Below are 21,762 nucleotides of genomic sequence, written 5' to 3' on the forward strand. Positions count from 1 at the left end.
TGAGCGCAGGCTGATATCCCGTCTCGTTGTTCAATATTCCACCCGAATCGACCCCATGAAGGTGCGCGGGGCGCCGTAAAATATTTGGTTTCCGTCATTGGAGGCCGCGAAATAGTGCTTGTCCAAGAGATTATCAGCGTTAACTTGGGCAGTTAATTTCGCCGAATTGATCGACATCGAATAGCTCGCCATCAGATTTAGCGTGGCATAGCCGGGCAGTTGGTAAGTATTGGCGGTATCGCCTTGCCGTTGGCCGACCGCGGAGACGCCGGCTCCGAGTTTGAGCCCCTGCAAATCTCCGGTCTGGAATTCGTAGGTATTCCACAAGCTGCCGAAATGACGCGGGTCGAGTACCAGCCGCTTACCGGTATTGCCAATACCTCCGCTCGCATCGACATCTTTGGTGATCTTGGCAAACGGCAGGTACGAATAAGCACCGATGATTCGCCAACCCGGCAAAACCTCGCCCGATAGGTCGAATTCCAGGCCGCGGCTTTCGGCTTCGCCAGCCGTTTTGGGCACCAAGGGATTTAAAGGGTCGAACACGGGCACGTTCTGTTTGGTCAAGTCGAAATACGCCAAGGTCGCCGATAAACGTCCGTCCCAAAACTCGGTTTTTACCCCGGTTTCCCATTGCTCGGCCGTTTCCGGTGGCAGAATGAAGCCGTCCGTTCTGAACTGGCTATTCGACTGGCTGAAGTTCTCCGTGTAACTACCGTATAGCGATAACCAATTCAGCGGGCGCCAGAGTAAATCGCCGCGCGGACTGACCCGGTCGTCGTCGGAAACGGTGCGGCCCAGCAGATTGTTATCAACCGTTGCGCTGTCGTAGCGAAGTCCTCCCAAAACGTGGACGTTGAACGGCAATTCGATCTGATCCTGAAGAAAAAGGCCGTACCAGGCGGTGGTTTTATCGCCAAAAGTGGGCGCGGGCAGCGACGGCAGGGGACTGTGGACAGGATTGTAGATGTTGATAGCCGGAGCAGCGACGCCAATTTGAGTAATCAGGTCGTCGGCGCGAAAATAATCGCCGCCGAGAAGTAAGGTATGTTTTAGCCCAAAGGTCTCGAACTTTCCGGTGAGGTCTACGTTGTTGAAATACCGCTGTGAGGGGAAGTTGTCGACAAAAAAGCGGCGGTTGATTGTGCCGTTAGGAGCAACATTGCCTAGAAAGAACAACCCGGTATGCTGGTTTTCGAAATTTTCGTAACTGAAACGATGGCGTAAAGTCCAATTGTCGTTAAATTCATGCGACCAATTCATGCTGGCCAGCATGAATTCCTTGCTGCGTTTTGTATAAGGCTCCGATAAATTACGCTCGCGCGGTAACGATGCGGGACGGTTACCTATATTGGGAATGCCGGGTTCCAGAGAATAGTCGTCCTTTAAATATTCAAATTCGAAAGTGACTTGCGTGCGAGGATCGATATTCCAGCGCAGCACGGGTGCCACAAACACGCGCTCGTCCCCAACGAATTCCCGAAACGATTTCGAATCCTGATAAGCAAGGTTGAAGCGGTACAGCAAGCTGCCGTCATCTGTAATCGGACCGGTGGCATCGAGCGTAGTGCGATAAAAATCGAACGAGCCGAATTGCTGCTGCAGCGAATAATAAGGGGTCGCCAACGGCTGTTTGGTAACGACATTCATGATGCCGCCCGGTTCCGCGCGTCCGTAGAGAATCGAGCCCGGACCTTTCAGCACTTCGACTCTTTCCAGATTCGCCGTTTCTCGGCGATTCATGCCAACTCTCTGTCCTAATGCCGGAGATAAAACACCGTTTCGATAGACCGTGTTATTTCTAAAGCCGCGAATGATAAATTCGTCGCTACGGCCTTGCTCACCTCCCGGCATTACGCCGCTGACGTTCTTTAATGCGTCTTTCAAACGAACGGCCTGTTGATCCTCTAAAACCTGCTTCGGCACTATTTGCACCGAAAACGGCGTTTCCATGATCGGCGTATCTGTCTTGGTGCCTGTAGTGGCGTTGGGCAAACGGTAATCCGAATTATAAGGATCCGTTGAATCATAAACCCCCTTACCAGTCACCGTTACCGCTGGCATAGTCGTTGCCGATTGCGGTTCACTAACGGCTACTTTTTCCAGCGTAGCTTTGTTTTCACCAGTCATGCGGTAGTTGAGGCCGGTGCCTTGCAGCAAGATGTGTAGGGCTTGCTGCGGTGTGTAGTTGCCGTTAATGTTGCTGGATAGGCAGTTTTTGGCCAGCTCTGCGGGAAAGCCCACTTGCCAGTCGCTGCTGCTGATAAAGGCGTTAATGGCGTCAGCCAGCGGTTGGGCGGGGATGTTAAAACGTTGACTGGCTGGTTGGCTAGTGGCGGTTTCTGCGGCTTGGGCGAGAACGCTTATCAAGCCCGGTAAACTCAGTGCTATGGCAATGCTGAGTTTGCGTAATGCACAAGGCGGGGACAGGTGTGGGGGCTTCATATGTACTCCTTGTCTGGGTTGTTGTCGGTTAGCGCGTTGCAACGCACATGGCTACCGAGACGTTTCAGAAAAAGGAATACACAGTTGGCGAGAAAATTATTTTTTGATTGGCGAGTAGGGCGTCGGCCGGAGATTGTGGCATCGGGCGAATGATTGTCCCAATCAATACCTAATTGGTCGGGGGGCGATTTAGTTTTTCAGTATCGTCAGGTAAGTGGAAATATTCACGATTTTGGCGCCGGTTATGTTCGCCAAGGTTCGCAGCAGGCTATCGGTATCTTCCAGTTTGTAATTTCCGGTTATCCGGGTGTGTGCCAATTTGGCGTCGGCGATGACGATGGCGCCGGGATGGTAGCGGTCCAATTCGGTTATCACTTCTGCCAAGGTTCGATCTTGAAAGATCAAGCGGCCTTTTAGCCAAGCAAAGGTTTTACCGGTATCTATGTTGCTGATTTCCGCAACGCTGTGGGTATCGATCTCGGTATGTTGGCCGACGCTTAATTGTCGGTTTTGGCCTTGTTCGGCGCTACAAATCACTAGGCCGCTTTCGACATTCACTTGGGTAGTATCGCCGGTTTTGACGCTGAAGCGGGTGCCCACCACGCGCACTGTTCCCTGTTCTGTCGTCACAATAAACGGCCGGCTTTTGTCGGCTTGCACCTCAAAATAGGCTTCGCCGCTTAATAAGGTTACGCCGCGCTGTTGACCGGCGTAATCCAGTTTTACCGCACTATCGGTATTTAGAACCAGCGCGGAACCGTCTGCCAGTATTACTCGGCGCTGTTCGCCCGTGGCGGTGGCGATGTCAGCTTGCCAGCGTTGCAAGCAGCCGGTTGAAGCCAGGAACCAGCCGCTAATCAAGGTAATGCTGGCGGCTGCAGCCCAGCGCCGCATTGTCGATTGAGGCTGTGCGGGCGGCCGAAGTGGGATGCTGGCGTATTGGCTTAGGGCGGCGTTCAATGCTGGCGATTGCCAGAGTTGCACCACTTTGTCGTAAGCGGTTTGATGCGTGGGGTCGGCGGCTAACCAGCAGGCAAACTCGGCTTGATCGGCCGCACCGCTTTTATGGTCTTGTAAGCGGGCAAACCAGGCAAGTGCTTGATCTTGGACATTACCCTGCGATGGAACTTCCTGATCAAAACGTAAAGGCATGGCGGTTGACGGGTTAGGCAATGGGGCGAATTTTATCAGTATTGGTGCTGTGTTCAGGAAAATCAGTATGGCCTAAGGTTACGGCTAGTCTTGCCGGCTGGCTAATAAATGAGTCAGAGCTGCCTGTACATTCTTCTCTACCGCGCTACGCGATATGCCGTAATAGGCGGCGATCCGCTCGTAATTCCAATGGTGAAATTTGTGCAACACCAGAATTTGCCTGCGCCGTTCGGGTAATTGCTCAAGCGCTGCCAGCATCAATGCCAGTTCTTGTTGATCGGACGCTTGCTGTTCGGGCGTCGGGGTATCGTCCGGCAAATTGTCCAGCAGCGATATATCTTCGTCCGTATCGGCCGTTTTTGAGTCGTCGGCGCGTTGGCGAATACGTTCTTTACGCAGATGATCCAGTGCCAGGTTTTTTGCGATTTGGTATAGAAACGGCCGCGGGTAACTGATGTCTTGGATTTCCAGGGCGTGCAGCATTTTTATGTAAGCTTCATGCGCCAAGTCTTCCGCGGTTTGCGGGCAGCCGACGATGCCGAAAATAGTGTGAATCAACGAATCGCGATGGCTCAAAAATAAATCGTCGATGTTGAAGGTGAGGCTGTTCATGGCGAAGACGTGTTTGGCGTGCTTGGAACCCGATAGAGCCGATTTACAGCAATATTTGAACCAATAAACAAGTGTGTTGATTTTGAAAGACAAAATCACATGGCACCCGGTGGCAGGGTATGGCATATGCCGTTTTAATAGGTGAAATGCCTGATTTATTTGCAATCAGAGTGGACGGGAGATGTGTGCTGGAAGTGCCCACAACTACACACTTTTTCTGCGAAAACTGCTAGTCTTATCACCTCGATTAAGCGGGTGGGGCCGAGCTTGGAACAGGATATAACAACAGATCTGCGGGTTTTGGAAAGTCATTTGGACGGTATGCTCAACCGCGTCCAACACAACAGCTTGACCTTGAAGCGATTGCAAAGCTTTGAAATGCGTTTACTGGGGCTTAGTTCGTTGGCGGAGATGATCGAGTTCATTCTCGGTGAAGCCAAGGCACTGTTCCAATTGGACGTAATCAGCTTGTGTTTGATCGACCCTAAAAACGAAATCGCCGGTTACCTGGAAGTGGATAATTATAATTATCGGGACCGGGAAGGGCTGTTTTTAGCGAGTAGCGAATGGCAATTGCGGCATAGTTTTGGTCTGTCCGACCAGCCGTTTCTGGGGAGCTATCAAACCACGATTTGCGAGAAGTTTTTCTCCGAATCGAATCAACAAAAACCGGCGTCGGTGGTGATTGCGCCGCTGATTCGCCGGGATCGGTATTTGGGCTCGTTGAATCTGGGCAGTTATCACAACGAGCGTTTCATGCAAGGTATGGCGACCGATTTTGTCGAGCACATCGCCTCGGTCATCAGTATTTGCCTGGAAAACAATCTTAATGTCGAAACCATGCGGCGCACCAGTTTGGTCGATCCCTTGACCGGCGTGAACAATCGGCGGTTTTTGGAGCAGCGTATAGAGGAAGAGCTGGATCGCAGCCAACGCAATCGCGAACCTTTGTCCTGCCTATTTCTGGATATTGATTTTTTCAAGCGCATCAACGACGGTTTTGGACACCAGGCTGGCGATCATGTACTGGCTGTCGTGGCCGGCATCATCAAGAAATTGCTGCGCAATAACGATGTGCTGGCGCGTTACGGCGGCGAGGAGTTTGTGGCTTTGCTGTCGCAATCCGATGAAAGTACGGCCTCGGAAATTGCCGAGCGGATTCGTTTGAGTATTGCTAATTTACGGGTGGAGTATGGCGATCAAGCCATCCCGGTGACTATTTCGATTGGTGTGGCGACTTACCAGCCTAGCCGGGCGCAGAAAAAGCTTGTCGCCGAGATTGCCTTGCAATTGGTGCAAACCGCCGATGCTGCTTTGTACGAAGCCAAACGTAAAGGCAGAAATCGTATTGAGAATGGCGGGCTGGTGTTAGTAACCGAGCCTGCTTAGTGGTAACCGTTGGGATTGTTTTTCTGCCAGCGCCAGGTGTCGGTCATCATTTGTTTTAAATCCCGCTCGGCTTTCCAACCTATTTTTGCTTCGGCCAGGCTGGGATCAGCGTAACAGGCCGCGACATCGCCGGCTCTGCGTGGTGCGATTTTGTAGGGTACCGCTTGGCCCGTCACCTCAATGAAGGTATTGACCATTTCCAATACGCTGTAGCCGTTGCCGGTTCCTAAATTAACCGCATCGCAAATAGCGGTATCGGCGGATTTACCGAGCAGGTATTGCAAGGCTTTGATATGGCCTTGCGCCAGATCGACGACGTGGATGTAATCGCGCACGCCGGTGCCGTCCTTGGTGGGGTAGTCGTTGCCGAATACCGACAGGACCGGCAGCTTACCGATGGCGACTTGCGATAAAAACGGCATCAGATTATTGGGTATGCCGTTGGGATCTTCACCGATCAAACCGCTGCTGTGCGCGCCGATGGGGTTGAAATAGCGCAGTATTGCAAATTGCCAGGGCTGGCCGTTGCCGTTCAGGCTGTCGGCATTGCTGACATCGCGCAGGATTTCCTCGATAAACAGTTTGGTACGGCCGTAAGGATTGGTGGCTTGCAGCGGGAAGCTTTCCAGAATCGGTACGGCGTGTGGATCGCCGTAAACGGTCGCCGACGAGCTGAATACCAATCTTTTCACTGCAAACTCATCCATCGTTTCCAGTAACACTTGGGTGCCGTAGATGTTGTTGCGGTAATAGCTCAGGGGTTGCTGGCAGGATTCGCCGACGGCTTTCAGGCCGGCGAAATGAACCACCGCATCGATTTTATGTGCTTTAAAAATCTCGCGTAGCGCGGCTTGGTCGGTAATGTCGGCTTGATAGAAACCGGGTTTATGTCCGGTAATGGTTTCGATACGTTTCAGCGATTCGATTTTGCTGTTACTTAGGTTGTCGACAACGATGACCTCGAAACCGTTATTCAGCAGTTCTACGCAGGTATGGCTGCCGATATAGCCGGCGCCGCCCGTCACTAAGATGGTGTGTTTCATCGTTGCATTCCCTATTAGCGTTCTAGGATGTCCAGTCCGGCTTCATCGGATACGACGCGCGGAATAGTGGATTCGGGGTCGCGGCGCAGGCCGGCAAAATCGAACAAGCTGGTATCGGCCATTTGCGACGGCGCGATATTTTGCAAACTGGCGAAAATCGTCTCGATGCGGCCGGGGAATTGTTTATCCCAAGCGTTGAGCATTTGTTTCATGGCCTTGCGTTGCAGGTTTTCTTGCGAACCGCACAGATTGCAGGGAATGATCGGAAACTGTTTGAAAGCCGCGAAGCGGTTGATGTCTTTTTCCCGGCAATATGCTAACGGACGTATGACGATGTTTTGCTTATCGTCACTCAGCAGCTTCGGCGGCATGGCTTTCAGTTTGCCAGCGTAGAACATGTTTAAAAAGAAGGTTTCGATAATGTCGTCGCGGTGATGGCCCAGGGCGATCTTGGTGATCTTATGTTCCTTGGCAAATCCGTACAACGTGCCACGACGTAGCCGAGAACATAGGCTGCAAGTGGTTTGGCCTTCCGGGATGATGCGTTTGACGATGCTGTAAGTGTCGTGCTCGATGATGTGGTAGGGCACGCCTATCGATTGTAGATATTCCGGCAGCACATGTTCCGGAAAGCCTGGCTGCTTCTGATCCAGATTGACGGCAATAATCTCAAAATTGATTGGCGCGGTTTTCTGCAAGTTCAGCAGAATGTCCAACATGGTGTAAGAATCTTTGCCGCCGGACAGACACACCATGACCTTATCATCGGGCTCTATCATGTTGAAATCGGCGATGGCTTCGCCAACGCAACGTCTCAGGCGTTTTTGCAGCTTGTTAAACTGGGTACGGGATTTGTGTTCTGGATCGGACATGGGTGCAGGGAAGGGCGGCTGAACCAAAGTTGCAGCCGCGCCAAAGTTAGCCGTTGTAGCGTTGGAAAATCAGCGTGGCGTTGGTGCCGCCAAAGCCGAAGCTGTTGGACATAATGGTGTTCAGCGTGACGTTATCCCGATATTCTCTAACGATAGGAATGCCGGCCGCACCTGGATCGAGTTGGTTGATATTGGCGGAGGCACTCAAGAAGTTTTCCTGCATCATCAGCAAGGAATAAATGGCTTCGTTGACGCCGGCCGCACCCAAGGCATGTCCGGTTAAAGATTTGGTTGAGCTGACTGCCGGTACGCCGTCAACACCAAACACTTCGCGCATCGCTTCTAGTTCGCGGGTATCGCCTACCGGGGTGCTGGTGCCGTGCGCGTTGATATAGTCAATTTTTTCATTAACGGTAGCCAAGGCTTGTTGCATGCAGCGCACTGCGCCTTCGCCGGACGGTTGCACCATGTCGTAGCCATCGGAAGTTGCACCGTAGCCGACCAGTTCGGCATAGATTTTAGCGCCGCGTGCTTTGGCATGTTCCAGTTCCTCAATCACCAAAACACCGCCGCCGCCCGAGATGACGAAGCCGTCGCGGGTTTCGTCGTAAGGCCGGGAGGCCGTCTCTGGCGTGTCGTTATATTTTGAAGACAGTGCGCCCATCGCGTCGAACATCACCGACATAGTCCAGTGCAGTTCTTCACCGCCGCCGGCGAACACAACGTCTTGTTTGCCTAATTGAATCAATTCCATGGCGTGGCCGATGCAGTGGGCGCTGGTGGCGCAAGCGGAGCTGATGGAGTAATTGACGCCTTTGATTTTAAAGGGCGTGGCCAAGCAGGCCGTGTTGGTGCTGGACATGGCGCGCGTCACCATGTAGGGTCCGACCTTTTTTACACCTTTGGAACGCAGAATGTCGGCGGAATCGACCAGATTGGACGTTGACGGCCCGCCGGAGCCCATCACTAAGCCGGTGCGGATATTGGACACTTGCGACTCTTCCAGGCCGGAGTCGGCAATAGCCTGTTCCATAGCCAGGTAGTTGTATGCGGCACCGTCGCCCATAAAGCGTTTAACTTTACGGTCGATCGCTTCATCCAGATCAATATTAACCGGGCCGTGTACATGGCTGCGAAAGCCCATCTCGGCATAGACCGGTGCGTGAACGATACCGGAACGGCCAGCGCGTAAAGAATCAACCACTTCGTCCCGGTTGTTGCCGATGCTGGAAACTATCCCTAAACCTGTTACAACGACGCGCTTCATGATGGTTTCCTTAGAAATCTTGGGTGGAAGTGAATAAACCGACTCGTAAATCGGTCGCCTCGTAGATTTGTTTGCCATCGACTTCCATCGTCGCATCGGCGATGCCCATGACCAATTTGCGTAGAATCACGCGCTTCAAGTCGATTTTATAAGTCACTTTTTTGGCTGTCGGCAGTACTTGGCCGGTGAATTTAACTTCGCCGCAACCCAGCGCGCGGCCTTTGCCGGGGCCGCCCAGCCAGCATAAATAAAAACCGACCAATTGCCACATCGCGTCCAAACCCAGACAGCCCGGCATGACCGGATCACCTTGAAAGTGGCAATCAAAAAACCATAATTCGGGGGTAATATCCAACTCGGCGATGATTTCGCCTTTGCCGTATTTGCCGCCTTCATCGGAAATATGGACGATGCGGTCCATCATCAGCATATTGGGAAGCGGTAGCTGCGCGTTGGTCGGACCGTATAATTCACCTCGGCCGGACATTAATAATTCTTCGCGCGTGAAACTGTGCTGCTTCTCCATCTTGATTTTTACCTGGTTGGTGGGTTCAAAAACTGCGGCATTATCTAATAATCGGCTTAAAAAATCAGCTCAATTTTTAGTCGGGCATGACCTCGCGCATTAGATCGTCGATCTTTAAGCTGTCGCGTTGCAGGCGCTGCTGGTAGATCAAGCTATACATTAACACCGATGCAACATACCCCCGAGTCTCCTTGTAAGGGATGTTTTCAATCCAGATGTCGGCCGGCAAAGCCCGGTTTTCCGGTAGCCAGCGCTTCACTTTATTGGCGCCGGCGTTATAGGCGGCCGTGGCCAGTGCGACGTGGCCATTGAATTGGCGCAAGAGTTTTTTGAAATAAAACGTCCCGTATTTGACATTGAGTTCCGGTTTAAACAGGCTGTAATCGCTATCCCAACTATCGCGCAATTCGGCGGCAATTTGCCGGCCGGTGTTTGGCATGATCTGCATCAAACCTTTAGCGCCAGCCGGCGAGTCGGCCAATTCATCGAACGCGCTCTCCTGGCGGATCAATCCCAAAATTAAACCCGGATCCAATTGTTGTGCGGCGGCGTTACTTTGGATGGGCTGGATATAGGTCAGCGGAAAGCGTAGATTGACGTCGTCCCATTGATTAGCCTTGGCTATAGTGGTAATCGCCAAAGCCGGACAATTGGCTTGTTGTGCCAGTTTTGCAGCGACGGGTAGCTGGTGACTATCGAGTTTGGCTATTGCGTACCACCATTGGCGTTTGGCTTCCGGTTTTCTGTCGATAGCGAGTAGCTCGGAAAATACCTGGAAATCCGCTCGATTTTGTAAAGTCTCGAGGTCGCTGCTTGATACCGTCAAAGGTCTGTCCACCAGTTCAATGGCTTGCCTTAATCTGCCGGCAGCCAGAAAACCGTAGAAACTGCGATTTTTTGCCAACTGTAGAAACAAGGCATTGGCGGCTGCGCTCTGGCCGGTTTCCGCCAAGCCGCGAGCTTGCCAGTACTGCCATTTTTCCTGAGATTTTTCGTCGTCGTTAAGGCCGGTAATCGCCACAGCGACGTCTTGCCAGTTCTGTATATTCAATGCGGCTCTGACTCGCCATTCCCGGGCCGATTCGTCGCTGTTTTCCAGTTGCGACAAGCGGGCGTAAGCGCGGCTGTCGTGTTTTAAGGCCAAGGCGATAGCGATGCGTTTTTCGATAAAAGCGGCGGTCGCCGGCGCAATGGCGATTTGCGATTTATTGCTGTCCCAAGTCGCCATGGCCGTATCGACATTGGTTTCCAGCCAGCGGTCAATCGCATGGGCAAACAACTCGCCTGCTTGGTCGGGGTAGTCGCGCCAGCTTGTATCAGCAATAACGGTTTCTGGCTGTCGGTGCAGTTTTAACCAGGTATTGGCCTGCTTGAGTTCCGCGTCGCTGAAAAATCGGGTCAAGTAGCTGGCCAGGCTTTGGTTGTCACGTTTGAGTGCGGCGTGAAATCGTTGGTTGATCAGTTCCTTATTAAAGTACGGCGATGATTTATAAGCTTCGAACAGGACATCGCAATTATCCGGTTGCGATTTACCGCTTAACCATAAAGTGCGGGCTTGATTGATGGCTTCCAAGGCTTGGCCGGTTTGCAATTGAGCCAGGCCGGCGTAGCATTGCAGCTCGGGATCGTCACTGCCTTGATAATTATTCAGCAGCACTAGCCACTGCTGCTTTTTACCCAAAGCCAGCAACCACTTTTGCCGCAGCGCGGCCGCGTAACGGCTGGCGGCGTGCTCGTTTAAAAACTGTTTGATGTCGGCGTCGGCGTCCAAATGATTTTTTAACCATTGGTATTGCAGATAAGGATATAGCGGGTAGCCTCTTAGGTTTGAAGCCATCGCGAAATATTCGGCATCGCGATTCTGGTCAAGTGCTTGCTCGGCACGCAAAAATAGCTGACGTTGGCTGGCCAAAGAGATTTCATCCGCCTGGACACTGTTCGGTAAAACGCCGGTCAGAGCGGCAAGCAGTAAAAAACACGGGATAACATGCATATCAATTTCCACGACAGCCGAGACTAAACCCTATGCAAGAAGTTTTTGCAAAGTGGGTCGGACCATTATAATCGTTAAACTTCATCGAATTTGTTTCATTACCTTGAAAACCTTACAGCGCGCGGCGAAAGCCGAATATTCCTGGCAGTACATCTACAGCATCGCTAAGCAGCATAAAAAACAACTGATCAACGGGCATTTGGTCGCCATCTTGGCAACGGTTGCCAGCGTGCCGGTACCGTTATTGATGCCATTATTGGTGGACGAAGTCCTGCTTAACCATCCGGGTGTGGTGCTGAATAGCCTCAATCCATGGCTGCCCGGCGAGTGGCAGCAACCTGCCATTTACATTGCCATTATTTTGCTGCTGAGCTTGCTGTTGCGCTTGTTTGCCTTGGTGCTAAACATTATGCAGACTCGGCAGTTTTCCAATATTGCCAAGGATGTGATTTTTCGCATTCGCGAAAGTTTGGTGAAACATTTGCAACACATCTCGATGTCCGAGTATGAAAGCCTGGGCAGCGGTACGGTCAGTTCGCACATGGTGACCGACCTCGATACGCTGGATAATTTTATCGGCACCACGATCAGTAAATTATTGGTGGCAGTTCTGACCGTGTTCGGTACCGCTTTAATTCTGCTGTGGATGCACTGGCAATTGGGTTTATTTATTATCTTTTTGAACCCGTTGGTGATTTATTTGGCCCGGGCTGTTGGTTCCAGGGTGAAGGAACTGAAGGCTAACGAAAACAAAGCCTACGCAATATTCCAGCAAGCTTTGAGCGAAACGCTGGAGGCGATTCATCAAATCCGCGCCAGCAACCGCGAGGAGCACTATTGCCGGCAGTTGATCGGCAGCGCACTGGCGGTTAAAAACCACTCGACCATCTATGCCTGGAAAAGCGATGCGACGGTGCGTTTGAGCTTTTTGACCTTTCTATTTGGCTTCGATATTTTCCGCGCAACAGCGATGCTGATGGTGCTGTATTCCAATCTGACCATAGGCGAAATGTTGGCGGTATTCGGTTATCTGTGGTTCATGATGGCGCCGGTGCAGGAGATATTAAGCATTCAGCAGTCTTTTTATGCCGCCAAAGCCGCGTTGGCCCGCGTCAATCAGCTGACCCTGTTGCAGCGCGAACCGTATTATCCGCATTTGCAAAACCCGTTTATCGGGCGTAAAACCGTGTCGGTCAGCGTCAAGAATCTGCATTTTAGTTACAAGGACGAACCGGTACTGAACGGTATTAATTTGACTATACCGGCCGGTGAGAAAATTGCCCTGGTCGGCGCCAGCGGCGGTGGCAAGTCGACGCTGGCGCAAACTTTGATCGGTTTATATCCGCCGGGCAGCGGCATGATTTATTTCGACGGCGTGCCGCTGAACCGGATAGGCTTGGATGTGGTGCGCGAACATGTCGCGACCGTTTTACAGCATCCCGCTTTGCTAAACGATACGATACGCGCCAATCTGACCTTGGGCCGGGAGATTGCCGATGCTGAATTGTGGCGAGCTTTGGAGATTGCGCAAATGAAGTCCACCGTTGAAGAACAGCCGCAGGGTTTGGACACCGTGGTGGGCAGGCAGGGTATGCGCTTATCCGGCGGCCAACGGCAACGGCTAGCCATCGCCCGGATGATAGTCAGCCAGCCCGCTGTGGTGATTCTCGACGAAGCGACGTCGGCACTGGATAGCGAAACCGAGTATAAACTGCACCAAGCCTTGAGCACCTTTCTGGAAGGCCGTACTACCATCATCATCGCGCATAGGCTCAGTGCGGTGAAACAGGCTGATCATGTGTATGTCTTTGAACAAGGCCAGATTTGCGAACAAGGCAAACACGATTCCTTGATTCAACAAAACGGCTTGTACGCCAAACTTTACGGTGATTATCAATAGTGTCGGAATTATACGATTTACACAGTCATTCCACCGCGTCCGACGGCGCTTTGTCGCCCACCGAACTGGTGCTGCGTGCTCAACAGCAGGGCGTTACCGCGCTGGCTTTGACCGACCACGATACAACTGCCGGCTTACAAGAAGCGACCGAAGCCGCCGCGCAAGCTGGCATCCGCTTGATTCCCGGCATCGAACTGTCGGCCAGTTTTGAAAGCCATTGTCTGCACATCGTCGGTTTAAATATCGATCCACAGCATCCGGGTTTACTCGACGGTATTGCTAAGCAACAATTAATTCGCGACCAACGCGCGCAAAAAATTGCCGAAAAACTGGCGAAGAAGGGCATAGCCGATGCCTATCCCACGTTAAGGCAAATCGCCGGTAACGGCGAAATCACCCGCCTGCATTTTGCCGATTTTCTGGTTAATCAAGGTGTGGTCGAAACCCCGCAGGACGCATTTGATCGTTATTTGAGCAAGGGCAAGCCGGCTTATGTACCAACGGTTTGGGCCGGTCTGGCCGATTGTGTCGGCTGGATTCGGGCCGCCGGCGGTGTGGCGGTGTTGGCGCATCCCTTGCGTTACAAACTCAGTAGCAAATGGATTAACAAAGCATTGGTGGCATTCAAGGCGGCAGGCGGGCAGGGCATCGAAGTGGTGACCGGCCGGGCCAGCGTCGACGATATTCGCTTAAGTTATCTGCATGCCAGCAAACATCAATTGCATGCGTCGATGGGCTCGGATTTTCATGCGCCGGGCAACCCATGGCTGGAGCTGGGGCGTCTGGCGGCCTTGCCGGACGGCGCGGCGCCGGTTTGGCAGTTATTTTAACCAGGCGTAAACAACCGGGCGAATTCGTCGGGGGGCAAGGGTTGATTCCAATAAAAACCCTGCGCTTTGCGGCAGCCGAGTTGATGCAGTTGCTCGGCTTGCTCCTTGGTTTCCACGCCTTCGGCTAAGGTCAGCAGGCCCAGCGTATCACCCAATTGCAAGATGGCTTTGACGATAGCGGTGTCTTCGGCTTTGCCTGAGGTTAAATCCCGGATAAACGATTGATCGATTTTTAGTTTGTTCACCGCAAAGCGCTTCAAATAACTCAGTGAGGAATAACCGGTACCGAAATCGTCGATGGCAAAGCTGACGCCCAAGGCGCGCAACTGGGCAATCGTATTGATGACGGCATTGGTGTCGAACATCAGGACCGATTCGGTTAACTCCAGCTCTAAATAATGCGGTTCCAGCCCGGATTCCGCCAATGCGCTTTGCACCGATTCCAGTAAGTTGCCGCGCTTGAACTGTAGGGCCGAGATGTTGACGGTAACCAGCAGTTTCATACCGGCGTCGTGCCAAAGCTTGTTTTGCTTACAGGCTTCGCGTAACACCCAGTCGCCTATCGGGACGATCATGCCGTTGTCCTCGGCGATAGGAATGAACTTGGCCGGCGGGATCATCGGGCTGTTTTCCGGTTGCCAGCGCAGCAAGGCTTCCGCACCGATCACCGTGTTGCTGTGTATGGAATATTGCGGCTGATAATGCAAGCGAAGTTCTTTGCGCTTCAAAGCCATGCGCAGACCGTTCTCGATATTCATCCGCTCGATAGACGCCAGGTTCATATCGTTGGAAAAGAAGCGGAAGGTATTGCGGCCTTCGTTTTTCGCCGAATACATTGCCGTGTCGGCTTTGTTGAGTAAACCGTGAAAATTCAGGCCGTCATTGGGATACAAACTGACGCCTATGCTGAAGGAGGTGCAAAGCGTGACGCCTTCGATGACAAAGGGTTGTGTCAGTTGATCGAGAATTTTCAGCACAATTTGTGTGATTGCGTCGATGTCGGGAATGTCGGTGAGGATAATGATGAATTCATCGCCGCCTTGCCGGCAAACCGTATCCACCTCGCGCACGCATTGCACCAGACGCTCCGCGATGCCTTGCAGTAAGCGGTCGCCGACGTCGTGCCCCATTGTGTCGTTAATATTTTTAAAATGATCCAGGTCCAGAAACAGTAAGCCGACCAGCGTGTTGTTACGCACGGCATGGGCCATGGCCTGGTCGAAGCGGTCGCGCAACAAGGTGCGATTGGGCAAATTGGTGAGTGGATCGTGACGTGCCAGATATTCGATTTGGGCTTCGGCGGCCTTGCGCTCGGTAATGTCCGAAAAAATGCCGATGTAATGGCTGATGGCGCCATGGGTGTTATACATCGCGGAAATACCCAGCCATGCGGGATAGGTCTCGCCGTTCTTGCGGGTATCCCAAATTTCGCCTTGCCAGTAGCCGTTTTCGCGCAAGGCCTGCCAGATACGTTGATAGTGGTTGAGGTCAAGATGACGCGCATCGAGAATGGAGGGCGTTTGCTGTAGCACCTCTTCGGCTCTGTAACCGGTAATCGTCGTGTAGGCCTGATTGCTGGACACGATGCGGGTATCCGGATCGCACAGAAAAATGGCTTCGCCGCTGTTTTCGAACACTTTGGCCAGCAAATTCAGGCGTTCGGCTGCCGTTTTACTGTCGGTGATGTCGGTGTGGGTGCCCAGCATGCGCACCGGCTGATTGTTGGCGTCGCGCTCGACGATACTGCCTATCGATAATATCCATTTCCAGCTATCGTCCGCGCAACGCTGCCGATATTCCAGGCGATATTCTGCCAGTTCCCCGGCGATGTACTGCCGGTAGGCGTCGGAAACGCGCTGCCGGTCATCGGGATGCAAGCGCATGATCCAGCTGTCGATATTGGCGTCGAAATCGGCTGGGTTGTAGCCGAGCATGCTGGCATATTCGGCGTTGATGATCATGGCCCCGGTTTGCGGATTGATGTCATAAAAACCTTGTTTGGCTGCCTGCATGGATAGCCGCAAGCGTTCCTCGCTATCGGCAAGGGCTTGCTGCGTGCTGCGCATTTCGGTGATGTCGTGCGCCAGGCCGTTCACCGCAACCACTCGGCCATGGTCGTCGAACATGGGCGACTCATTGAGGCTGAGTACACGCAGACTGCCATCCTTGCTGCGCACTTCCACTTCGTAGTTGGGTGGTTTGATGCCCGCTAGGCATTGCTCGGTGTAGGTTCTGGCAAGCCGATTGATCGGGTTGTTGGTCGTTATATCGAAGCAGTCGCAATGTAGTTCGTCGGGTTTGTAGCCGAGGATATGCTCCACCGAAGGACCTAGATAAGTAAAAATACGTTCGGTATTGTGAGAATACAGGAAGTATTCGTTACCGATACTTTCCACCAAATCCCGAAAGCGTTGCTCGCTTTGCTTGAGTAGCGTTTGTTGCTCTATAAGACGTTGTGTAGTACGGTGCGAGCGCAGCACATAGCTGATTCGATGCGGCAACAGCGGCCATTGGATGGGTTTGCCGATAAAGTCGGTGGCCCCCAGCCGAAAGGCGTCTTCCACCGCTTGCGTATCCTCGATAGCCGTCATCATGACAATCGGCACCGATTTGTCGCTGGCGGCACGCATGCCTTGTAAACAACTGAAGCCATCCATCTCCGGCATCATCACGTCCAGCAGCACCAAATCCGGCTCGGCGGCGATAAATTGTTCCAATCCGGTCCGGCCGTTGTCGGTTTCGATCAGTTCGTAGCCGTCGGCTTGCAACATTTGCCTGACCAGCAGACGGACCATCGGATCGTCGTCGACTAACAGGATGCGCGGCTTGGCGGACATGTCAGACTTTGTCGGCTAACAAGCGTTGCGCATTAAATTCACGGACAAATGCGGCAAATTCATTGGCGGGCATGGGCTTGTTGTACAAAAAGCCTTGCACTACCTCGCAACCACTGTCGAGCAGGAAGTTGGCTTGATCTTCATTCTCCACGCCCTCCGCGACCACTTCCAGCGACAGCGCGTCGGCCAAAGCCAATATTGCCGCGGTAATCGCCATGTCGTCTTCATTGTGCGGAAGATCGCGGACAAAGCAATGATCGACTTTCAATTCCGAGATAGGCAGTTTTTTCAAATAAGACAAGGATGAATAACCGGTACCGAAGTCGTCGATACTGATTTTGACGCCCAGGGCTTGTAATTCCCGCAAGGTTATTAAAGCGTCGTCGATATGGTCGAGCAAGATGGTTTCGGTCAGTTCCAGCTTAAGGTAGCGAGGTTCCAGGCCGATGCCGGTCAATACGTCGCGGACGTGATTGCCAAAACCGTATTGTCGGAATTGAGTTGCCGATACATTCACCGCCATGATCAGCCCTTGGCTCAGTCCCGATTGTTGCCAATCCAAAGTTTGCCGGCTGGCATTTTCCAGCACCCAATCGCTGATTTGGGCAATCAAGCCGGAATCTTCGGCAATTGGAATAAATTGCGACGGGCCGATCAAACCCAGTTCCGGGTGCTGCCAGCGAATCAAGGCCTCGCAGCCGACGACTTGCTGGCGGCGGATATTAATTTTGGCTTGATAGTAAAGCTGCAATTCATGGCGTTCTATGGCGCGGCGCAGGCTGTTTTCCATCGCCAGTTTATGAAACGCGGCAACATTCAGCGATTTACTGAAAAACTGATAATTATTATGGCCGTGTTCGCTGGCATGGTTCATCGCAAACTCGCCGTTTTTGATGAAGCTGTCTTCATCCTGACCGTCGCCCGGATAGACGGCGATACCGATATTGATACCCAGAAACAGTTCGGTGTTCTCCACCGGAAAAGCGTGCTGCATCGCCTGAAAAATCCGCTTAGCCACTTTGACGCTATCGCGCGTGTCCTCGATACGATTCAGCAACACGGTAAATTCGTTACCGCCCAGCCGGGAGACCGTCATGTCCGCCAAATCGTAATCGGCGTTGATGGAAATGTAGTCGCAATCCCGCACTTCGGCCAGCAAGCGCTCGGCGAACAATTTCAACACCTGGTCGCCAATTTTGGGGCCTAGGGTTTCGTTGATGCGTTTGAAACGATCAATACTGATAAATAAAGTGGAAATGACCGTACCGTAGCGTGTGCAATAGGCCATTGCTTGCGCCAGAACTTCTTTGAATAGCGTCCGGTTGGGCAGGCCGGTTAGCGGGTCGTAGTAAGATAAAAGCCTTACCCGTTCTTCTATGTGCCGGCGTTCGGTAATATCTTGCAGCGTACCGTGAATATGGCTTACCTGCCCATCGGCGATCACGGGTTTGCCTTGAATATGAATCACTTGTTTGGCGCCATCTCGACGAGTAATCGATAATTCCAGGCGAAAACTGCGTCGGTTTTTGACGCAAAGATCAAGGGCTTGTTGCAGTTTGCCGACTTCCGATGGCTGCATGGATTTGTATAAGTCGCGGCATTTATGTTCGAACGATGAGCGATTCGTGCCGAGGATATTAAAGACTTCTTCCGACCATTGCATGTTGTCGTCGGCAATAGACCAGTACCAACTGCCCAGTTGCGCAATTTTTTGCGCATGGCGCAGTGCCGCTTCGCTTCGGGCCAGTTCTTCTAACGTGGCGACCGAGCGCAGCAAGTAACGTAAGCGGTGCGGTAAGGTCGGCCAATTGAGCGGTTTGGAGATAAAGTCGGTCGCGCCCAATTGAAAGGCGCGATTGACCGATTCCAGGTCGTCCATGCCGGTCAGCATCACGACGGGCAGCAGGCTGTTGCCGGGCATGTTTTTGATGGCTTGCAGGCAGTCGAAGCCGTTGAGGTCCGGCAACATGACATCCAGCAATACCAGATTGGGCCGTTCGCTGGCTGCCAATGCCAAGCCTTGCTTGCCGCTAGCCGCGCAAATGACATCAAACGCTTCTCTTTGCAGAATTTCTTGCAACATCAGACGCACCATATCGTCGTCGTCTATCGCTAAAATCAGGCTGCGGGCAGGTAATCGTTGCATTATGAGGGTTTGAGTTGCGAAAGCCGCTGGAGAATTTCTTTATATTCTGTTTGCAGGCTTTCGGCAACCCGGCTATCGAATTGCAAAGTGTTGTGCCGCGCTGCATGTTCAAGCGCACGGGCCAGTTCCGACAGGTTTAGTGCGCCGATGTTGGCGGCGGCCGATTTTAGACTATGCGCGGCATGCCGAACTGTTTCCGTATTGCGCTCCAACAGGCCGGAGCGGAGTGTGGCGATATGTTGCTCGGCATTTGTCCTAAACAAGGCCAAGACGTCGTCGACCAGCGCGCTACCACCAATTTCCCGCAAGGTATTCAGTGCGGCCGGGTCTAGAGTAGCGGCAGTGGCTTTGATCTCGGGAGCGGCTGTATTGAGGGCGGTTGTGGGCAGCGGGGCTGCCAACGCCTGGATTTTGTCTTGCAAGGTTTTTTGTAAAAACGGTTTACTGAGATAATCATCCATACCGGCCTGCAAACAGCGTTCGCGATCACCTTCCATGGCGTTGGCGGTGAGGGCGATAATGGGGATTCGAGGCAAATTGCGGCTGCTTTCCCGATTGCGGATGTATTGGGTTGCCGTGTAACCGTCCATGACCGGCATCATGCAATCCATCAGGATGAGATCGACCGGCTCGCGTTCGATAATATCCAGTACTTCCCGGCCGTTATTCGCCAGAGACAGGGTGTAGCCCAACTGGCGCAACATGGCGCTGCAAACTTTCTGGTTGACCGGATTGTCTTCGGCCAACAGGATTCGAATGGCGCCGGCAGCAGAAGCTGGCGCACTGAATGATTGCGGTTTTTGCGACATCAGCCCGAGCAGCGCATCGTGCAGGGTGCGTCTATGCAGGGGCTTGTGAAGGTACAGATCGCAGGCGCTGCCGCGAATTTTGGCTAATACGTCCTCATCGTTGCTGGACGTAATAATGACGATGCGGATATTGGCAAATCGCCGGTCTATACGAATCCGTTGGGTTAATTCGACGCCGTTCATGCCCAGCATTTTCATGTCCAGCACGGCAATATCGAAGAACAGGCCCAAGTGTGCCGACTGATCGAGAATTTCCAAGGCGTGCGCGCCATTTTTGGCGACGCGGGTAAACATGCCAAAAACAGTCAAATGATTTTCCAGGATTTTTGCATTGGTGGCATTATCTTCCACCAATAAGACTTGCTTGCCTTGCAGATCGTTGCCCGGCAAGCTTGCAGGCAGGGCTTGGCTAGCTTGGCGGAGCGGGATATGCAGGGTAAATACCGAGCCGCTGTTCGCACGGCTTTGCACTTGGATATTGCCGCCCATCAATTCGCTTAGTTCCTTGCTGATGGCCAATCCCAGACCGGTGCCGCCGTATTTGCGGGTGGTGGAGCCGTCGGCTTGACTAAAAGATTTGAATAGCCTGGCTTGAGTGTCCGGGCCGATGCCAATGCCGGTGTCGCTAATACAAAACTCCAGGCACATGCCATCAGCGGATGGGCAGAGATCCGATTCGGCCACATTCACTTGCATTTTCACCGAGCCGGCTTCGGTAAATTTGATGGCGTTGGATAACAAGTTGGTGAGTATTTGCCGTAAGCGATAAGGATCGCCTCTGACGTCGCGTGGCACCCGTTTATCGACGGTGCACACCAGTTCGATGTTTTTGCTGCTGGCGCGTTCGAAGAACAAGGCAGCGAGTTGGTCGGTAAGATTGATCAAATTAAAATCGATTTCTTCCAATTCCAGCTTGCCCGCTTCGATTTTGGAAAAGTCCAGAATATCGTTAATCACGGTCAACAGTGAATCGGCGGAGCTGAACACGGTTTCGGCGTATTGGCGTTGCGTGGTGTCGAGGTCGGTGCCCAACAGCAATTCGGTCATGCCCAGCACCCCGTTCATGGGGGTGCGGATTTCGTGGCTCATGGTTGCCAGGAATTGCGACTTGGCGATATTGGCGGCTTGGGCATCGACGACGGCCTGCCGCAGGTCGGCGGTGCGCAGATCGACTTGTTTTTCCAGGTTGCCGCGCTGATTTTCCAGTTCGGCATCGCGTTGTTGTACCCGCTCTATCATCTGGTTGAAGCTCCTTACCAGTTGGCCGATTTCATCTTCGCCTTCACCTTGGGCGCGCACCATGTAGTTGTTGTCCCTGGATACCTGTTTGGCCAGTGAAGACAAACGGATCAGCGGTGCGGCGATCGATTCCGCCAAGCGCCGGCCGAAAAAAACCGCCAGAATAAACGACACCACCATCACCAAAAAAATTTGGCCCAGACTGATAATCACCATACGCCACATGGGCTTTAAGTCGAGCTGCAAGCGTAAGGTGCCGATCACGTCGCCGTTATCGTCGGGTAAGGGGTTTAAAATGACTTGGCTCAATATCCGCAAACCCTGGTTGCGTTGTTGTTGTTCCGCATCGCTCAAGGTGGCGGGGAAACTGTCCGGTGCAGCCTTGGCCGGGTAATGGGCGAAAATTTCGCCGTCATTTTTGTAGAGTTGCGCGGAGATGACTTCAGATTTGCCGCGTAAGGTGGCTAGAATCTCGGTGCCGGTTTTGGTGTCGCCAAACAGCAGCGCAGCGTTAGCGTTAAAACCGATCATTTTGCCGAGCGAACGCACCTCCATTGACAGTTCGCGCCGCTCTTGCCAGATATGCGTCATGCTGGTAATTAACAAGGTAAACAGCAGAGCCAATGCCAAAGTGATGGCTTGCAAGCGTTGCAGCTTGTAGGTCATCGGCAGATTGGCCAGTTTGTCGCGAATCATGGGTGG

At 52.7% G+C, this 21,762-nt stretch carries 14 protein-coding genes; 3 read left to right on the top strand and 11 right to left on the bottom strand.

All coding sequences use genetic code 11. The features are described 5' to 3' along the window. Nucleotides 1-30: 30 nt before the first annotated feature. From ACMXD4_RS09935 to ACMXD4_RS09945, 3 genes are all read right to left on the bottom strand, one after another. On the bottom strand, nt 31-2,445 hold the full coding sequence (locus ACMXD4_RS09935; RefSeq protein WP_415880652.1) for a TonB-dependent siderophore receptor: 2,415 nt from the start codon (nt 2,443-2,445) through the stop codon (nt 31-33). Between the two features lie 189 nt (nt 2,446-2,634). Further along, complete coding sequence (locus ACMXD4_RS09940) at nt 2,635-3,597, bottom strand: FecR family protein (protein WP_171695644.1); 963 nt, start codon at nt 3,595-3,597, stop codon at nt 2,635-2,637. An 84-nt stretch (nt 3,598-3,681) separates the two neighbouring features. Beyond that, on the bottom strand, nt 3,682-4,209 hold the full coding sequence (locus ACMXD4_RS09945; protein WP_171695643.1) for an RNA polymerase sigma factor: 528 nt from the start codon (nt 4,207-4,209) through the stop codon (nt 3,682-3,684). Nucleotides 4,210-4,476: 267 nt separating this feature from the next. Between ACMXD4_RS09945 and ACMXD4_RS09950 the strand changes: the two genes are divergently transcribed. Further along, nucleotides 4,477-5,598 carry a sensor domain-containing diguanylate cyclase gene (locus tag ACMXD4_RS09950; RefSeq protein WP_171697754.1) on the top strand — a complete coding sequence of 374 codons (1,122 nt, stop codon included), beginning with the start codon at nt 4,477-4,479 and terminating at the stop codon, nt 5,596-5,598. On the opposite strand, the gene galE is transcribed toward ACMXD4_RS09950, so the two are convergent. From galE to ACMXD4_RS09975, 5 genes are all read right to left on the bottom strand, one after another. Then, entirely contained in the window at nt 5,595-6,641 is a 1,047-nt protein-coding gene (gene galE / locus ACMXD4_RS09955) for a UDP-glucose 4-epimerase GalE (RefSeq protein WP_171695642.1), read from the bottom strand. The genes ACMXD4_RS09950 and galE overlap by 4 nt on opposite strands. A 14-nt stretch (nt 6,642-6,655) precedes the next feature. Beyond that, the gene (gene ttcA, locus ACMXD4_RS09960) at nt 6,656-7,513 is read right to left on the bottom strand and encodes a tRNA 2-thiocytidine(32) synthetase TtcA (RefSeq protein WP_033156422.1); all 858 of its coding nucleotides are present in this window, start codon (nt 7,511-7,513) and stop codon (nt 6,656-6,658) included. Nucleotides 7,514-7,559: 46 nt separating this feature from the next. Further along, entirely contained in the window at nt 7,560-8,780 is a 1,221-nt protein-coding gene (fabB, locus tag ACMXD4_RS09965; protein WP_171695641.1) for a beta-ketoacyl-ACP synthase I, read from the bottom strand. A 10-nt stretch (nt 8,781-8,790) separates the two neighbouring features. Continuing rightward, entirely contained in the window at nt 8,791-9,306 is a 516-nt protein-coding gene (gene fabA / locus ACMXD4_RS09970) for a 3-hydroxyacyl-[acyl-carrier-protein] dehydratase FabA (RefSeq protein WP_033156420.1), read from the bottom strand. A gap of 76 nt (nt 9,307-9,382) precedes the next feature. Then, nucleotides 9,383-11,299, bottom strand: a complete 1,917-nt coding sequence (locus tag ACMXD4_RS09975) for a transglycosylase SLT domain-containing protein (RefSeq protein WP_171695640.1) — start codon at nt 11,297-11,299, stop codon at nt 9,383-9,385. 103 nt (nt 11,300-11,402) lie between these two features. Here ACMXD4_RS09975 and ACMXD4_RS09980 point away from each other — a divergent pair, with 103 nt between their 5' ends. After that, entirely contained in the window at nt 11,403-13,199 is a 1,797-nt protein-coding gene (locus tag ACMXD4_RS09980) for an ABC transporter ATP-binding protein (RefSeq protein WP_216614729.1), read from the top strand. After that, nucleotides 13,199-14,029 (top strand): PHP domain-containing protein, encoded by an 831-nt coding sequence (locus ACMXD4_RS09985; RefSeq protein WP_171695639.1) that lies wholly within the window; start codon nt 13,199-13,201, stop codon nt 14,027-14,029. The genes ACMXD4_RS09980 and ACMXD4_RS09985 overlap by 1 nt, the downstream gene beginning before the upstream one ends. Here the strand turns inward: ACMXD4_RS09985 and ACMXD4_RS09990 are convergent. The 3 genes from ACMXD4_RS09990 to ACMXD4_RS10000 are packed head-to-tail and all read right to left on the bottom strand — an operon-like array spanning nt 14,026 to nt 21,756. After that, complete coding sequence (locus tag ACMXD4_RS09990; protein WP_415880653.1) at nt 14,026-16,866, bottom strand: EAL domain-containing protein; 2,841 nt, start codon at nt 16,864-16,866, stop codon at nt 14,026-14,028. The genes ACMXD4_RS09985 and ACMXD4_RS09990 overlap by 4 nt on opposite strands. Before the next feature lies 1 nt (nt 16,867). Then, on the bottom strand, nt 16,868-19,012 hold the full coding sequence (locus tag ACMXD4_RS09995; RefSeq protein ID WP_415880654.1) for an EAL domain-containing protein: 2,145 nt from the start codon (nt 19,010-19,012) through the stop codon (nt 16,868-16,870). Further along, nucleotides 19,012-21,756 (bottom strand): response regulator, encoded by a 2,745-nt coding sequence (locus ACMXD4_RS10000; protein ID WP_415880655.1) that lies wholly within the window; start codon nt 21,754-21,756, stop codon nt 19,012-19,014. Before ACMXD4_RS10000 ends, ACMXD4_RS09995 begins: the two co-directional genes overlap by 1 nt. Nucleotides 21,757-21,762: the final 6 nt, after the last annotated feature.

The organism is Methylomonas sp. TEB, assembly GCF_047777895.1.
Lineage (GTDB): Bacteria > Pseudomonadota > Gammaproteobacteria > Methylococcales > Methylomonadaceae > Methylomonas.

Coding starts and splice junctions, on each gene's coding strand:
- galE (WP_171695642.1), bottom strand. CDS start 6,641: ATGAAACACACCATCTTAGTGACGGGCGGCGCCGGCTATATCGGCAGC.
- fabB (WP_171695641.1), bottom strand. CDS start 8,780: ATGAAGCGCGTCGTTGTAACAGGTTTAGGGATAGTTTCCAGCATCGGC.
- ACMXD4_RS09995 (WP_415880654.1), bottom strand. CDS start 19,012: ATGCAACGATTACCTGCCCGCAGCCTGATTTTAGCGATAGACGACGAC.
- ttcA (WP_033156422.1), bottom strand. CDS start 7,513: ATGTCCGATCCAGAACACAAATCCCGTACCCAGTTTAACAAGCTGCAA.
- ACMXD4_RS09945 (WP_171695643.1), bottom strand. CDS start 4,209: ATGAACAGCCTCACCTTCAACATCGACGATTTATTTTTGAGCCATCGC.
- ACMXD4_RS09940 (WP_171695644.1), bottom strand. CDS start 3,597: ATGCCTTTACGTTTTGATCAGGAAGTTCCATCGCAGGGTAATGTCCAA.
- ACMXD4_RS09975 (WP_171695640.1), bottom strand. CDS start 11,299: ATGCATGTTATCCCGTGTTTTTTACTGCTTGCCGCTCTGACCGGCGTT.
- ACMXD4_RS09990 (WP_415880653.1), bottom strand. CDS start 16,866: ATGTCCGCCAAGCCGCGCATCCTGTTAGTCGACGACGATCCGATGGTC.
- fabA (WP_033156420.1), bottom strand. CDS start 9,306: ATGGAGAAGCAGCACAGTTTCACGCGCGAAGAATTATTAATGTCCGGC.
- ACMXD4_RS09935 (WP_415880652.1), bottom strand. CDS start 2,445: ATGAAGCCCCCACACCTGTCCCCGCCTTGTGCATTACGCAAACTCAGC.
- ACMXD4_RS10000 (WP_415880655.1), bottom strand. CDS start 21,756: ATGATTCGCGACAAACTGGCCAATCTGCCGATGACCTACAAGCTGCAA.